The 15087-nt window shown below is 63.6% G+C and carries 10 protein-coding genes and 1 tRNA gene; 3 read left to right on the top strand and 8 right to left on the bottom strand.

What is annotated here, in order from left to right; genetic code table 11:
* Positions 1 to 5: 5 nt before the first annotated feature.
* Positions 6 to 1409, bottom strand: coding sequence for a hypothetical protein (locus B5F90_RS04905; RefSeq protein WP_087361682.1), 1404 nt, complete (start codon positions 1407 to 1409; stop codon positions 6 to 8).
* 190 nt (positions 1410 to 1599) lie between these two features.
* Between B5F90_RS04905 and B5F90_RS04900 the strand changes: the two genes are divergently transcribed.
* A tRNA-Ser gene (locus B5F90_RS04900) sits at positions 1600 to 1687 on the top strand.
* A gap of 268 nt (positions 1688 to 1955) precedes the next feature.
* On the opposite strand, the gene B5F90_RS04895 is transcribed toward B5F90_RS04900, so the two are convergent.
* From B5F90_RS04895 to B5F90_RS04875, 5 genes are all read right to left on the bottom strand, one after another.
* Positions 1956 to 2534 carry a hypothetical protein gene (locus B5F90_RS04895; RefSeq protein ID WP_087361681.1) on the bottom strand — a complete coding sequence of 193 codons (579 nt, stop codon included), beginning with the start codon at positions 2532 to 2534 and terminating at the stop codon, positions 1956 to 1958.
* Between the two features lie 18 nt (positions 2535 to 2552).
* Complete coding sequence (locus tag B5F90_RS04890) at positions 2553 to 3029, bottom strand: sigma-70 family RNA polymerase sigma factor (protein WP_204229526.1); 477 nt, start codon at positions 3027 to 3029, stop codon at positions 2553 to 2555.
* Positions 3030 to 3421: 392 nt separating this feature from the next.
* Positions 3422 to 4714 (bottom strand): TolC family protein, encoded by a 1293-nt coding sequence (locus tag B5F90_RS04885; RefSeq protein WP_087361722.1) that lies wholly within the window; start codon positions 4712 to 4714, stop codon positions 3422 to 3424.
* Between the two features lie 2 nt (positions 4715 to 4716).
* Positions 4717 to 7767: an efflux RND transporter permease subunit gene (locus B5F90_RS04880; protein ID WP_087361679.1), complete on the bottom strand. Its 3051-nt coding sequence runs from the start codon at positions 7765 to 7767 to the stop codon at positions 4717 to 4719.
* The gene (locus B5F90_RS04875) at positions 7764 to 8777 is read right to left on the bottom strand and encodes an efflux RND transporter periplasmic adaptor subunit (protein WP_087361678.1); all 1014 of its coding nucleotides are present in this window, start codon (positions 8775 to 8777) and stop codon (positions 7764 to 7766) included. Before B5F90_RS04875 ends, B5F90_RS04880 begins: the two co-directional genes overlap by 4 nt.
* 164 nt (positions 8778 to 8941) lie before the next feature.
* Between B5F90_RS04875 and B5F90_RS04870 the strand changes: the two genes are divergently transcribed.
* On the top strand, positions 8942 to 9925 hold the full coding sequence (locus B5F90_RS04870; protein WP_087361677.1) for an AraC family transcriptional regulator: 984 nt from the start codon (positions 8942 to 8944) through the stop codon (positions 9923 to 9925).
* 84 nt (positions 9926 to 10009) lie between these two features.
* Here B5F90_RS04870 and B5F90_RS04865 read toward each other — a convergent pair whose 3' ends face one another.
* Complete coding sequence (locus B5F90_RS04865; RefSeq protein ID WP_087361676.1) at positions 10010 to 12373, bottom strand: GH92 family glycosyl hydrolase; 2364 nt, start codon at positions 12371 to 12373, stop codon at positions 10010 to 10012.
* 312 nt (positions 12374 to 12685) lie between these two features.
* Here B5F90_RS04865 and B5F90_RS04860 point away from each other — a divergent pair, with 312 nt between their 5' ends.
* Entirely contained in the window at positions 12686 to 13555 is an 870-nt protein-coding gene (locus B5F90_RS04860; RefSeq protein ID WP_087361675.1) for an SDR family oxidoreductase, read from the top strand.
* Positions 13556 to 13826: 271 nt separating this feature from the next.
* Here B5F90_RS04860 and cydB read toward each other — a convergent pair whose 3' ends face one another.
* Positions 13827 to 14969: a cytochrome d ubiquinol oxidase subunit II gene (gene cydB / locus B5F90_RS04855; RefSeq protein ID WP_087361674.1), complete on the bottom strand. Its 1143-nt coding sequence runs from the start codon at positions 14967 to 14969 to the stop codon at positions 13827 to 13829.
* Positions 14970 to 15087: the final 118 nt, after the last annotated feature.

Raw genomic sequence — 15087 nt, 5'->3', positions numbered from 1 at the left:
ATGCGTCAGAGCTTCGAGAGGTCCACCTCGATGGCGGCCGGATAGATGCGGCGCGGGTCGAAGAACTCGGCGCAGCTGTTCACCATGTTCTCCAGACGGATTTCGGGAACGCCCGAGTAGACCTTCTTGCCGTTGACCGTCAGCGTCACGCTCTTCGAGAGGTCGACCAGTTCGTTGCAGAGGTAGAGCACCACCTTGCCCTTCGTGGCCGGGGTCTTGCTCTTGTCGAAGCGCATCTCGATGCCCCACTTGGGGTCAATCTCGGTGGTCGTGTAGCGCACCTCGTCGACCTGCAGCGTGATGTTGTTGCCCGTGATGTTCATCTCGTAGCAGGTGCGCGTCGAGAAGTCGCTGTTCGAGCGCTCCAGCACGCGGAGGTTGTAGAAGCCCGTGCGGTACTGTCCGTCCATCTCGAAGTCCTCCCAGCAGAAGTAGTGCGGGTAGGAGTTGCGCTCATACTCCTTGAGCCAGGGCGTGGTGAGCGTGTAGTCGATGGCGTGGCTTGCATTGGGAATCAGCTCGATGTTGTGGGTGTAGTATCCCGGGTGAGCAGCCTCCAGTTCATCGAAGGCCTCCTTGGTGTAGCCCGTCAGCGTGTTGCGGTAGAATCCGGTGTCGTTGGCGCCCGTGCGCAGCGAGAAGGCCGTGTTGGCGCAGTTCTCGGCCGGGGCGTTCTTCAGCGGCTCGCCGCCTGCCATCGGTCCCGCGCCGGCCAGGTAGTCGGCGTAGAACGACGCGAGGCGCTGGCTGCCGTAGCCGCCCTCGGAGATGCCGAAGAAGTAGATGCGGTCGGGGTTGATGATATCCGAGACGAAGGCCAGACGCAGCAGCTTCTCCCAGGCATACTGCTTGGCCTTCTGCCACCAGCGGTAGTAGTCACCCACGTTGGGAATCTGCGGAATGAAGTAGACCGAGGGCGAATCCTGGAACGACTGGCAGAGCGACCAGCCCGTCTCCCACTCGGTGTTCTTGTCGCCCGAGCCGTGGAGGTAGAGGAAGAGGGGATATCCGGCGGCCGGCTTGTTGCTCTTCGAGCCCCAGTAGTAGTTCATCGTGGCGCTGGCTTCGAGCGATGCGGGCAGCAGCCAGCTTCCCGAGCGCTTGGTGCCCAGCGAGGTAAGGTCGATGAGCTTCTCCTCGTCGAAGTTGTTGTTGGCGCTCTTCCAGGCCTCCCATACCAGGTCGGTGTTGCCGCTCACTTTGGCGGCGTTGATGGCAATCTGAGAGGTATAGTCGCCCTCGTCGCCGGCGAGGCAGGCCGAAAAGTAGCTCTCGATTTCCTGACGGGTCTGCTCCGAAATCAGACCGTCGTCGGTTCCGGTGCCGATGCTGGGGGGCGTGTCGCTGCCCGTGTCGTCCGAGGAGCAGCCTGCGCCGAGTACGGCAAGCGCTGCGAGGAGGGAAAACATGCCGAAAAATCGTGTGTGTTTCATGACAGAAGGTATTGTTAAAAGTGGTTTGGGACAATCCGGTGTTGAAAAAACGACACCAAAGATACGATTTTTTGCGATTTTGCAATAAAACGGCTTCCGATTATAGGTTATTCCCGAGAATCTTTCTATCTTTGTCGGCGCTATCGCAGGATGGCATACGACCTTTGGAGAGATGCAGGAGTGGTTGAACTGGCCCGCCTGGAAAGCGAGTAAACCCCTAAAGGGTTTCAGGGGTTCGAATCCCCTTCTCTCCGCAAAACAATGAGGATGTTACGACGGGTAACATCCTCATTTTGTTTTGTCTGTGCGTCTGATGGTTTGGCGTCCCGTCAGCGCACTTTTCCCGCCGGATACGGTCGCGTAGCAGGGGCCGCCGCCTGTTCCGCCTCCTCCTTTCCTTGAGAAAATGGCGCCGGCCCGACGTGCGTTCCTTTTCGGGGGCCGCGTCTTGCACGGCTCCGGACGCCCGCCCTCTTCCCGGGAAAGGGGGCGGGTGACCTGTCCGCTTCGGCCCGACGTGCGCTACTCCTCGAACTCGTCGAGCAGTTCGTCGCAGGCCTTGGTGTGGCGGCGGTACTGCAGCCAGGTGATGATGATGGCAGCGAGCGTGTAGGCAATGCCGATTGCGATAATCAGGTTGCGGTTTGCCGACTCTCCGACGCGCGCGAGAAGCTCGATGAAGATATAGGTAATCATCGCGATGCACGGAAGGAGGCTGATGGCCAGGGCCCGGCGGTAGAAGCGGCGATAGGAGGTGATGGTGCGGGTGACCGTCCGCGTATCGCCGTCGAGCAGATGCTCCATGCCCAGCTTGCGGTTAATCCAGAGTGTGGCTGCGAAATCTATCATTGTCCACAGCGATACCAGCACGCCGAAGAGCGGCGGCCAGTGGGTGGCGATGCAGATGACCCAGATGGTGGGCAGGGTCAGCACATCGAGCATCAGACGATTGCGAATCCCCCGGCTCAGGGCCTGCGCCGGACGGCGGCGCGCCGCCTGGAAAAAACGTTCGTTCAGCTGCTCCTGCTGCTGCATCTGTGCCTTGAGGGCGTTATAGTCGGCTTTCAGAGCTTCGAGCTCTTGTCCCATGTTGCGTTCCATAGTCATGTTGTTTAGTCGTCAGTCATTTTTTTTGAGTCGCTCCTTGATGCGTACCAGCTTGAAGGAGACATTCTTGACCGAGATGCCTAGGATTGCGCCTATCTCCTCGTAGCTCAGGCCTTCGAGCCACAGCAGGATGACGCTTCGGTCGACAAGTCCCAACTTGTTGATGCGCTCATAGAGCTGTTTCATCTGCATGCGTTTTTCGAGGTCGCCGTCGGAGGTGGCAGCCTCCCGCGCCGTCGTACCTCTTGTCCGCTCGCGCTTGCGCTTGTTGCTGAAGTTGATGCAGTAGTTCAGCGCCACGCGGTAAATCCATGTCCTTATATCGCTGCGACCCTCGAAACCGTCGTATCCCTGCCACAGCCGCAGAAGTATCTCCTGATGCAGGTCGTCCACATCTTCGGCATCGCGGGAGAACATGTAGCAGACCGCATAGATGGTCTGTTCATGCTCCTTGACCAGTTGGGAGAATCGTTGTTCTTTTGTCTCCATCTTCATTTCGTTTACCTGTTAGACAAACAACCGCCCGAAAAACTATACGGCAGGTGCGATTTTTTTGAAAAAAAGATTTGTTGCCGTCCGAAATTCGGGCGCGGTGCCGCATTCGGGGGTGAAAGTTAGCGGATAACTCCGGTGAATCAAATCGGGGGCCGACTTTTCATAATTCATAATAGGGACCGAGCGGGCTGCGGCGGCAAAAACCACGGCGCCAACCGCTCCTTGTCGGACGGCCGCCAGCCGCGGGCCGTAAACTCGCTTCGCAACAGGCCGCTCGCCTCCATCTACGGAAACGCCCCGGAGGGGTTCACTCCTCCGGGGCGTTTGTATGTCGTGCCGACCGGTATCGTCTCCGGCGGGACGTCTGAAGGCATGTGCCGCCACGGTCAGCGTCCCGTGACACGCAGATAGCGGGCGACGGCCGTGCGGTAGGAGGCGCGGGCCTCGGTCAGCTTGTCGCGGCTCTGGGTGTAGAGCGTCTCGGCGTCGAGCAGCTCGGTGAGCGACGAGGTGCCCGCACGGTAGAACTCGCGGTTCTGCCGCAGGTTCTCGGTGGCCGAGGCGATGGAGCGCTCGGCCAGCGCAATCTGGGCGTAGGCCTCCTGCAGGTCGCTCCACGTCTTCTCGATTTCGACGGCGAGCAGCTCGCGTGCCTCCATGCGGTCGTTCTCGGCCTGCTGCTCGCGCAGCCGGGCCCGCTTCAGGGCGTGGGCACCGCCCCACCACTCCGAAATCGGCACCGAAACCTGGGCGAAGACCACGCCGTCGTCGACGTTCTGGTCCATGACGTTATAATAGAGGTACCCGGCCCCCACGCCTACGGTCGGCAGTCGCTTGCCGCGCTCCATGCGCTTCTCGTAGCGCCGCGCCTCGACATTCTTCTCGGCCAGCTGGTACTCGGCCCGCCGGTCAAGCGCCTCCTCCACGTCGACGTACCACGCCGCCGGGGCCTCCGGCTCCGTGTCGGTGCAGGCGATGTCGAACTGCCGCCAGTCGGCACCCACGTACTGCGCCAGCAGCATCTTCGAGACCTTCAGCCCGTTTTCGACCTTCAGCCGGTTCGAGGCGACCTCCTGCTGCCGCAATTCGACGCGCAGCAGGTCGTTCGAGGTGACGAGCCCCGCCTCGACCGAGAGTTCGACCTGGCGGTGAATCTCGTCGAGCTGCCGCTCGACGGCATCGAGCGTCGAGAGGTTTTCGCGCAGCGAGACAATCTGCCAGAAGTAGGTGTCGGTGCGTTCGCGCACCTCCGCCTCGCTCATCTGCAGCTGCAGGGCGCCCACCTCCTCGCCCAGACGGGCCAGGCGGTTGCCGTTGACAATCTTCAGACCGGCGAAGAGGGGCTGTACGGCCGAGATGCCCCCCACGATGCCGCGCTTGACCAGCGACAGGGGCATCGGGATGCTTCCCATCTGGGGGATGGTCACGTCGAGGCTGGCCTGGATGAGCCCGTGCTGGGCCTGGAAGACTCCGCCCGAAGCCGAAATCTGCGGGAAGTAGTTGGTGAAGGCCTCGCGCCGGCTCTGTGTGGCGGCCTCGAGGTCGAGCCGCGCGTTGGCCAGCGTGCGGTTATGTTCCACGGCGGCGGCCCGGCACTCCTCGAGCGTGAGGGTCTGGGCTCCGGCCGCAAGGCTTCCGCCGAAGAGCAGCAGAAGCAGTGTTGCAAGTGTGCGTCTCATCGTCATTTGTAGATTTTGGAGTAGAGAACCGGCAGAATCGTCACCACCAGTATGAGCGAGCCGATGCCTCCGGCGAAAATCGTCACCCCGACGGGTGCCCAGAAGGTGCTGCCGCCCAGCATCATCGGCACCACGCCCACGGCTGTGGTGGCGGTGGTGAGGAAAATCGGCACCATGCGGCGCTTGCCGGCGTCGTAGGCGGCAAGACGTCCCGTCCAGTGGCAGCAGAGGCGCTTCTCCTCGGCGTGCTGGTACATCAGAATCACGTTGCGGACAATCATGCCCAGCAGGGTGATGAAGCCCAGCACCGAGGTCAGGCCGATGGTGAAGTTCGAGAGCCAGAGTCCGACCATCGCACCGAACAGGCAGAGACTCATCGAGAGCATGACCACCAGCGTGATGCCGAACTTGCGGAAGTTGATGAGGATGAAGAAGAAGATAATCACCAGCGAGATGGCCAGTCCCGAGAAGATGTCGGGCAGCGTCTCCGCGTCGAACTCGTATTCGCCGCCCGTCTCGGTCGTAACCCCCTGCGGCAGGGTGATTTCCTGCTGCAGTGTGCGGTCAATCTCGGCGCGCATCTGCAGCGCATTGGCTCCGCGCCGCACGTCGGCCACCACCGACATGCAGCGCATGCCGTTACGGTGTACGATGCGGCTCTGGCTCCATGCGGGCTCGACCTGGGCAATCTGGCGCAGCGGCACGCTCAGCGAGGGGACGGCCGAGTTGATGTATGTGTTCTCCACGTCGGAGAGCGAGCGTTCGCCCTGTCGTTCGTCGTTCTTGAGCACGACGGGCAGTTGGTAGTCGCCCTCCCAGACCGAGCCGACGGTCACGTCGCCCGAAGCGAGCGCCAGGTTGAGCGCCGCCGTGGTGCGCGTGATGCCGAGCTGCGACGCTGTGACGGGGTCGAGCCGCACGTCGACCACAGCGCGGGGCTCCTCGTAGTCGGAGTGGACCCAAACCAGCTCGGGCATCTCCCGCATGCGGGCCATCAGCCGGTCGGCGGCCGTGCGCAGCGAGTCGAGGTCGTCGCCGTAGAAGCGGAACTCGAGCGAGGGGACGTTCTGGTAGTCCAGCTGCTTGAACTTGACGTAGGCGTCGGGGAAGCGGTCGGCCCAGGTATCGGCATACTGGTCGAGCAGCGCCTCGGTATCCTCGACGGAGGTGGTGTTGACGATAAACTGGGCGTAGTTCTTGCCGGCAATCTGCGGCGCGTAGCTCATCTGGAAGCGGGGCGACGAGCAGCCGATGAACGAGGTGACGGAGCGTACGCGCGGGTCGACGCGGAGCGCCTCGTAGACCGAGTCGGCCACGGCGGCCGTCCGTTCGAGCGGGGTTCCGTCGCGCAGGTAGATTTCCACGGCGAACTGGTCACGGTCGGCATAGGGGAACATCCTCAGCCGCAGCTTGGTGGCGAGCAGCAGGGCGACCGCCACCGAGGCGATGCCGAGCGAGATGGTGAGCCATCCGTGGCGGAAGGTCCCCACCAGAATGCGCCGGTAGAAGCGCTGCACGCGGTCGGTGAAGCTGCGGTGCGAGGGGTCTTGCCGGGGCGCACGGGGGATGATGAGCACCTCGAGGAAGGGAATCACCACCATGGCCAGCAGCAGCGATACCATCAGGTTGATGGTAATCGTCCACGGGAAGTAGGTGATGAAGTCGCCCATGATGCCCTTCATGGTGAAGAGGATGGGGTAGAAGATGACGCAGATGCAGAGGGTGGCCAGCAGCAGCGAGGGGAAGAACTCGCGGGCGCTCTCGACGGCCGAATACCAGCGCGAATAGCCCCGTCCGAGGTAGTCGAGGTAGCCGTCGATGACCACAATCGAGTTGTCGACAATCATGCCCAGCACGACAATCAGCGCGGCGAGCGTCACCGTGTTGAGCGGGATGCCGCAGGCGTACATCAGCCCCACGGAGATGAAGGTCGAGAGGGGGATAGTGATGGCTGCCACGACGGCCGAGCGCCACGGGAAGAGGAACATCATCACCACGATGATGATGGCCATGGCGACGAACAGGTCGCGCAGGAACGACGAGACGGAGTCGCCGACGACCTTCGCCTGGTCGGCGATGCGCGCCACGTGGACGTCCGACGGAAGCACCTCCTCGGTGAACGCGTGGAGCACCTGGTCGACCTCGCGCCCGTACTCCACGATATTGAACCCGTCGCGCATCTCCATCGAGAGCAGCACGCAGCGGTGGCCGTTGTTGAGGATGTAGCTGTCGGGGTCGTCGTATCCACGCTCGACGCGCGCCACATCGCGTACGCGGAGCACGTTGCCCTGGGGGTCGCTCCAGATGACCTGGTTGGCAATCTCCTCCTCGCTGCGCAGCGTCGGGGCGAGGTGGATAGGGGTCTCGGTCGTCGGGTTGCTGACGCTGCCGCCCATGGGGGTCAGCCCCTGCGAGGCGAGCGCCGCCGTGAGCACCTGCTCGCCGATGCCGTAGGCGGCCAGCCGGTCGTGGTCGACGTAGATGGATATCTGCTCCGACTGGAGGCCGTAGGGGCGGAGGTTCGAGACCGACTCGATGCGGCGCAGCCGGTCGCTCAGCTTGTCGAGGTACTCCTTCAGTTCGCGGTAGCTGCGCGTGTCGGATTCGAGCGTGATGAGCAGCGCCGAGGTGTCGCCGAAGTCGTCGTTGGCCACGAGCGCCACCACGCCCCGCGGCAGTTGTGCCTTGAGGGTGTTGAGGCCGTGCTTGATTTTCGACCAGACCTCGTCCTTGTCGTGGACGTCATCCTCCAGCTCGACCATGACGTAGCACATGCCGTTCTGCGAGGTGGAGGTGGTCTTCGCCCGCTTGACCTCCTTGTAGGTCATCAGGAACTGCTCGAGCGGGCGGGCCAGCTGCTCCTCGACCTCTTCGCTGGTGGCGCCCGGATAGAGGCCCACCACTACACCCTGGCGGATGGTGTACTCCGGAAACTCCTGTTTCGGAATGTGGACAAGCCCGAAGATGCCGAACAGGAAGAGGCACCCGACGAGCAGGAAGGTGATGCGGAAGTTGCGCATCGCCCATGCCACGAAGTTGTTTGAACCTTTCATTCCCATACGATTTTGCTGCCTTCACCTATCTTCTGCATCCCCTCGGTCACGATGCGGTCACCGGCCGAGAGCCCCTCCTCGATGACCACGGCGTTGCCCGCAAAGCGGCCTGTGCGGACCGGTGTGCGGAGCACCGAATCGCCGGCCACCTTCCATACGAAGCGGCTGCCGTCGCCCGCCTCGCGGACCGCCTGCAGCGGCACGACGAGCTCCTCGGCGGCATCGGCCGGCGAAGTGGTGACGCGGCAGACCATGCCGGGCAGCAGCCGGCGGTCGGCGTTGCCGAGCGGCGCTGTCACCTCGTAGGTGTGGGCGGCGGGGTTGGCCTCGATGCTGCGCCTCGGCGCGCCGGCCCGGAACGTCTGGTCGCCGAGTGCCGCAACGCTCACGTCGATGCGCCGCCGTGCGTCGAGCGAGGCAATCTCCTGCTCGGGAACGGCGAAGCGGACCTTGACGGAGGCGATATCCAGCAGCGTCACTACGGGAACACCCGGCAGAAGGGTCTCGCCCGCCTCGGCCTGCCGCTTGCCGACCACCCCCGCAAAGGGTGCGCGGAGGGTGCAGTCCTCCAGATTCTTGCGGGCCAGCTCAAAGGTCGACGATGCCTGCTGCAGCCGGGTCTGAGCCTCGACCCACTGGATTTCGGGCAGGCTGTTGGCCTCGTGGAGCTTCCGCAGACGTTCGCAGGCGTCGCGCGCCTGTTCGAACGTCGCCTCGGCGGCGGCGTAGCTCTGACGGGCCGACGTCGGGTCCAGCTCGGCCACCACGGCGCCGCGCGTGACGTATTCCCCTTCGTCGACCTCGATGCGGGCAAGCGTCCCGGCAAGCGGGAAGCTCAGCGCCACGGAGCGCTCCTCCTCGATGGTGCCCACGTAGCGGGAGCTCTCCGTCTCGGACGAGGGCGCCACGACGAGCGTCTCGACCCGCATCGGGGCGACGGTGCGGCGCTCCTGTTTCGATGCACACCCCGTCGCAAGCAGCAGGGCGGCCAACATGTAGATTCGTTTCATCGTATTGTCTGTTTTCTTCGGTTTCCTGCTGCAAAATTGCCTCTTTGCCGGCGAATCGGAAAGTTCTTTGCGTTGTTGTAATTCGTCGAAAGGTTCGATTTCGTACCTTTTGGCGAAAAATTACCGTCAAAATTCTTATATTTGCCGGAAAAAGGGAGATAGCAATGAACGAAAAGGAAATCCGCAGCTTCTCGCTTGAGCCGCTGCTCGAGATGTGCGGGCGACGGCCCGGTGACTTCTATTACGATGGTTGCCTGATTACGTCGCGCGTGAATACGGGGGACGAGGTTCCGATGGACCTCTTCCGCTATCCGGTGCGTATCGACGCCTTTGCCGTGGTCTTCTGTTCCAAAGGTTCGATTTCGCTCCTCTCGAACCTGACCCGCTACGAGCTGGGCGAGAACTCCTTCTTCGTTCATCTCCCGGGTTCGATTCTCCACGTCGAATCGACCCCCGACGCCGAGATTTACGTGGCGGCCTGCGAGGAGGAGTTCATCCGCCGCATCGATGTCGACATCAAGCTCCTTTCGAACCTCTTTCTCCAGCTGGAGCGCTATCCGCTGCTGCAGCTCGAGCCGGGCGAGTGGGAGTGCGTAGCGCGCAGCATCTCCGAGATATCGGACGAGGGGGTTCCCGAGGCGGGAGACCTCTATTCGACGGAGATTATCCGTTCGGCGATTCGGGTGCTCATCTACAAGATGTGCCGCCTCATTGCGCGTCATCTGGAGCAGGTGCGCGAGCTGTCGCCCTCGCCGCGCAGCCGCCGCGAGGAGTACTTCCAGCGCTTCATGACGCTGCTCCGCCAGCACTACATGCGCGAGCGGAGCGTCGGCTTCTATGCCGCGCAGCTCAACCTCTCGCCCAAGTACCTCACCACGCTCATCCGCCAGACGACCGGCCATACGGCCATCAACTGGATTGACGACTACGTGATTCTCGAGGCGAAGAACATGCTGCGCTACTCGACGATGAGCATCCAGGAGATTGCCTACTGCCTCAATTTCTCCAACCAGTCCTTCTTCGGCAAGTACTTCAAGAACCATACGGGGCAGACCCCCTCGGCCTACCGCATGGGCGGCGGGGCGGCGGATGCCGCGCCTGCGCCTGCGACTGCGGCACGCCGCCGTTCGCCGCGCGGCCGCCGGTGAGCGGCGTCAGACGGATACGAGAAAGCCCCGGGACAGAGGTCCCGGGGCTTTCTCATGAGGTGCGCTCACCGACGGCGCACCCCGCTATTTCGTGCAGGCGGGTGCGGTTGCGGCGCCCCACTGCGGGTTGGGCTCGGTGCCCATGTGCAGGCGCAGCGTGCCGCCGTCGGTCATCCGGTCGCGGTAGAACCAGCATGCGTCGAGCGGCTCTCCGTTGAGCTCGGCCGACTGGATGTAGTAGGCCTCGGGGGTGTTGCCCTCGGTCTTGATGGTGAAGCGCTTGCCCGAGCCGCTGCGGATGACGATGCGGTCGAATTGCGGGCTGCCCAGCTGGAAGGTGGGGCGGGTGCAGGTGCCTCCCTGTACGTCGAAGAGGCCCATGGCGGCCATCACGTACCAGGCGCCTAACTGCCCCTGGTCCTCGTCCTGGCCGTAGCCGTAGCCGTGCTCGCCCGTCGTGCCGTAGAACTCGTCGCAAATCAGACGCGTCCACTTCTGCGTGAGGTAGGGTTTGCCGGCGAAGTTGAAGAGCCACGAGATGTGGAGGCTCGGCTGGTTGCCGTGGTTGTAGGGGCTCTCGAGTCCCGAGAAGGCGTTGACCACCTTGCCGCCGCCGAAGACGCTCTTGCGCGCCTCGGTGAAAATCGAGTCGAGCCGGTTGCAGAAGGCTTCGCTGCCCACCTTGGCGATGAGCCCCTCGGGGTCGTGCGGCACGAAGAAGGTGTACTGCACGGCGTTGCCCTCCTGGAAGCCGCGCCACGATTCGAGCGGGTTGAAGTTGTCGATGAACTCGCCGTCGGTCGTGCGGGGGCGAATCAGCCCCGTCGAGGGGTCGTAGAGCCGCTCCCATCCGCGCGAGAGCCACATCAGCTTGCGGTAGTCCTCCTCGCGGCCGAGCGCCTTGGCCCACTGTGCCACGGCGTAGGCGCTGAAGCTGTATTCGAGCGTGTGCGAGGCGCCGAAGGGCGAGCCGTCGAGCTGCAGTTCGTCGTTGATGCCGTTGTTGCTCGGCACGTAGGGCGAGTAGCCCCGGCGGACGAAGGCACCCACGTCGGTCTTGCCGGCCCCTTCGACGCGGCCCTCCCACTGCAGTTCGTTCTTCAGCGCCGCCTCGTAGCCCTTCTCGATGTCGAAGTCGCGGATGCCGCACTGGTAGGCTCCGGCCATGAGGATGCTCACCATGTTGGTCCCCACGCCCGAGACATACTTGCTGCAGGCCAGACCGTCGCCCAGCCAGCCGGCATCTTCGTAGACGCGCAGGTGGCTGCGGATGTAGTCGCTGTAGTATTCGGGGTAGGCGAGCGCCCAGAGCTGTTCGAGGTTCCAGTAGGCGCCCCATACGGCGTCGGTGTTGTAGAGCTTGTGGAGCGGGCGCCCCTCGGCGTCCAGCGGAATCTGACCCACCGTGCCGTCGTTGCGCGGATAGGCGCCGTTCACGTCGCTGGCGCAGCCGCGGCCCAGCAGCGCGTGGTAGAGCCCCGTGTAGAACTTCACGCGGTCCTCCTCGCTGCCACCCTCGACCTCGATGCGGCCCAGGTATTCGTCCCACTTGGCTTCGGCCGAGCGGCGCGCGCCGTCGAAGTCGAGCGTCGAGGCCTCGCTCTCGAGGTTGAGGCGGGCATTCTCGACGGAGGTGTACGAGAGGCCGACCTTCACCTCGATGCGTTCGCCCTCGCCGGTTCGGAAGGTGAGGGCCGCTCCGGCGCCGGGACCGCGCACCTCGTCGCCCTCGACGGGCTCACCGCCCCGGAAGAAGGTCTTCCACGAGGCGGCCGGCTTGCTCAGCCGGGCGTGGAAGTAGGTGCCGATGGTGGCGCCGGGCTGGTATTTCTGGGCATAGGTGGGCTCGGCGATGGTGTATCCCTCGACCGTCTGCGGGTCGACAATCCGCAGCCAGGCGTCGCGCACCGGGCCGCTCTCGCCCAGCCAGCTGCCGATGTCGAAGAGGATGTTCGACGCCTCCGACTCGGGGAAGGTGTAGCGCTGGAAGCCCACGCGCGTGGTGGCCGTCAGCTCGGCCTCCACGCCGTAATCCTTCAGCCGGACGCGGTAGTAGCCCGGGCGGGCCAGCTCGTCGGCCTTGTCGAAGCGCGAGCGGTAGCCGCTGTCGGGCTGCTCGAGCGTGCCCGGCAGAGTTTGGATTTCGCCCACGGTGGGCATCAGCAGCACGCCGGCCACCTGGAACTCGTGCAGGCAGGGGAAGCCCTCAATCGAGGTGTGGATGTCTTCGTATCCGTTGGCCTCCCAGCCGCTGGGGCTGGTGTAGGAGCCGTTGGTCGTGGGGCCGAGCTTGGCCAGTCCGAAGGGCTCGGCCGCCGGCGTGTAGAAGAACCAGCGGCTGTGGACCGAACCCAGGTTGGGGTTCACGTAGTCGGCAGGTCGGGGTTTCTCCCCTCCGCACGATGCCGCCGTCAGCGCGAGCGCGGCAAGGAGCAGCAGTCTTTTCATGGGGTATTCGTTCGTTTTTTGGTTTTTGTTTCGGCTTGTTTCGGGGGCGGCCGGCGACGCTCCGCATCCTCCGAACGGGAGGCCCTCCGGCCCTGCGTGTGCCCCCTGCGGACGGACCGTTCGGCCGGCCGGGGCGTAAAGGTACGAAAATATTCCGGCACGGAAAAATCCGCCCTCCGTTTCAGCCTCGCTGAGCCCCTTCAGCGCCTCTGCGGCCGCGGTTCGCTCTCCCCGAAGCCCCTAAAAGTGTTCATTTGGAGGAGTTCGGAAAATTTTGTTACCTTTGCCCCCGAAATCTTAACCGAAACAACAATGGCATATCAATTACTCAAAGGTAAGAAAGGCTTGATTTTCGGCGCGCTCAACGAGCAGTCGATTGCTTGGAAAGTGGCTGAACGCGCCGTGGAGGAGGGCGCCGAAATCGTTCTTACGAATACTGCCGTATCGATTCGCATGGGTACTATCGGCAAGCTGGCCGAGAAATGCAATACGATTGTGGTTCCCGCCGACGCGACGAGCGTGGCCGACCTGGAGAATCTCATCGACAAGACCATGGAGCACTTCGGCGGCAAGTTCGACTTCATGCTCCACTCCATCGGCATGTCGCCCAACGTCCGCAAGGGACGCACGTACGACGACCTGGACTACGACTATCTGGCCAAGACGCTCGACATCTCGGCCATCTCGTTCCACAAGGCCATCCAGGTGGCCCGCAAGAAGGACGCCATCAACGAGTGGGGTTCGATTGTGGCCCTCTCCTACATCGCTGCGCAGCGTACGCTCTACGGCTACAACGACATGGCCGACGCCAAGGCGCTGCTCGAGTCGATTGCCCGCAGCTTCGGCTACATCTACGGCCGTGAGAAACACGTGCGCATCAACACCGTCTCGCAGTCGCCCACGCAGACCACGGCCGGCAGCGGCGTGCTGGGTCTGGGCGACCTGATGTCGTTTGCCGAGAGCATGTCGCCGCTGGGCAACGCCACGGCGGAGGATTGCGCCAACTACGTGCTGACGCTCTTCTCGGACCTCACGCGCAAGGTGACGATGCAGAACCTCTACCACGACGGCGGTTTCTCGTCGATGGGTATGAGCCGCCGTGCGATGAAGACCTACGAAAAGGGCATGCGTTTCGACGACGTGCACGACAACCAGTACCCCTTCGGTCACAAGGAGGAGTAGCCCTTCTGAGGACCTCCGCCGGAGGATGAAAAAGGCCGGAATCCCCTGTTCGGGATTCCGGCTTTTTTTGTGCGTGTCTCTCCTCCCCGTGCCGCGCGCCCGTACCGCGCCGCACGCCTGTACCATGCCGCGCCCGTGCCGCACCCGTGCCGCGGCGCACCATGTCCGCACCGTGTCCGTTCCGTGTCTGCGCCGCAAAAAAACGGCGGACCCGCAAGGGCCCGCCGAAGGGAGGAGATGGCCGCCTCTCGGGGCGACGTATCCAGACGTATCAGTAGGAGTGCTCCTCGTCGCGCAGCTCCTCGCTGGTGACCGGACGTCGGTTCAGCGAACGCCATGCGTACCAGATATAGGCCAGCACGAAGGGGATGAGCAGCGAGACGTAGGCCATCACGCGCAGCGTGAACTCGCTCGACGACGAGTTGGCAATCGTCAGCGACGACTGCATGTCGACCAGCGAGGGGTAGTAGGCCGTGTTGTTCCACCCGGCGCAGAGCAGCAGCGCCAGCACGGTGAGCACCGTGCCGCTACCTCCCAGCCAGATGGCCTTGCGCGAGCCGCGCCAGCCGAGCAGGATGCTTGCCAGCACGAGCACCACGCCGATGAGCATCACGACGCTGACCAGCGGCATCTGCAGGAGGTTGTGCAGGTACTTGTAGGGCTCCGCCGCAACGACTCCCGACGCATCGTAGCTCCAGCCCGTCGAGACGAGCAGCGCCCCGAGGAAGGAGAGGAATGCCGCCAGGAAGAGCAGCGACAGCGGCCGCATCATGCGGCGCGCCCGCTCGGTGATGCGCTGCTCGCCGACGGCATTGAGCAGGTACTGGCAGGCGAGCGTGCCGGCGAGGAAGACGACGGCCACACCCAGCAGGATGTTGCGGTGGTCGCCCAGCGCCTCGAGGCCGTGCCAGGGGGTGGCCCACTGCGAGATGATGGCATCGCCGCTTGCATTGGCCATGTTGAAGCGGTCGACCGTGAAGTCGGCTCCCGTGAAGAGGGTGCCGACGGCGGCGCCCAGCAGGAAGGGGCCGGCGATGCCGTTGATGACCAGGAAGGCCTCGAAGGTCCGCTCGCCGAAGACGTTGCCCGGCTTGCGGCGGTACTCGTAGGCTACGGCCTGGATGACGAAGACGAGCAGGATGGCCATCCATACGTAGGTCGCTCCGCCGAACGACGTGGAGTAGAAGAGCGGGAAGGAGGCGAAGAAGGCGCCGCCGAAGGTGACGAGCGTCGTGAAGGTGAACTCCCACTTGCGTCCGAGTGTATTGACCAGCAGCGTGCGCTCCTCCTCGGTGCGGCCGAGGCGGTAGAGCAGCGCCTGTCCGCCCTGCACGAAGAGCAGGAAGACCAGCAGGGCGCCCAGCAGGGAGATGATAAACCACCAGTAGTGTTGCAGAAAGGTCAGCGTGTCCATAGTGTTGTCCTTATGACATGTTTCGGGGTCGTTGTTTGGTTTGTTCGGTTCCGCCCTCCGGGGTGCAGCGTGCAGGCGTGGTTGTCCGGCCGCTGCGCCTGTCGGGCGGGTGTGCGGA

Origin of the sequence: Alistipes sp. An31A (genome assembly GCF_002159425.1) — a bacterium.
Taxonomy (GTDB): Bacteria; Bacteroidota; Bacteroidia; order Bacteroidales; family Rikenellaceae; genus Alistipes; species Alistipes excrementigallinarum.
This window is presented reverse-complemented; position numbering and strand designations above follow the sequence as displayed.

Coding starts and splice junctions, on each gene's coding strand:
- B5F90_RS04870 (WP_087361677.1), top strand. CDS start 8,942: ATGAACGAAAAGGAAATCCGCAGCTTCTCGCTTGAGCCGCTGCTCGAG.
- B5F90_RS04890 (WP_204229526.1), bottom strand. CDS start 3,029: ATGGAGACAAAAGAACAACGATTCTCCCAACTGGTCAAGGAGCATGAA.
- B5F90_RS04860 (WP_087361675.1), top strand. CDS start 12,686: ATGGCATATCAATTACTCAAAGGTAAGAAAGGCTTGATTTTCGGCGCG.
- B5F90_RS04895 (WP_087361681.1), bottom strand. CDS start 2,534: ATGGAACGCAACATGGGACAAGAGCTCGAAGCTCTGAAAGCCGACTAT.
- B5F90_RS04875 (WP_087361678.1), bottom strand. CDS start 8,777: ATGAAACGAATCTACATGTTGGCCGCCCTGCTGCTTGCGACGGGGTGT.
- B5F90_RS04885 (WP_087361722.1), bottom strand. CDS start 4,714: ATGAGACGCACACTTGCAACACTGCTTCTGCTGCTCTTCGGCGGAAGC.
- B5F90_RS04880 (WP_087361679.1), bottom strand. CDS start 7,767: ATGAAAGGTTCAAACAACTTCGTGGCATGGGCGATGCGCAACTTCCGC.
- B5F90_RS04905 (WP_087361682.1), bottom strand. CDS start 1,409: ATGTTTTCCCTCCTCGCAGCGCTTGCCGTACTCGGCGCAGGCTGCTCC.
- cydB (WP_087361674.1), bottom strand. CDS start 14,969: ATGGACACGCTGACCTTTCTGCAACACTACTGGTGGTTTATCATCTCC.
- B5F90_RS04865 (WP_087361676.1), bottom strand. CDS start 12,373: ATGAAAAGACTGCTGCTCCTTGCCGCGCTCGCGCTGACGGCGGCATCG.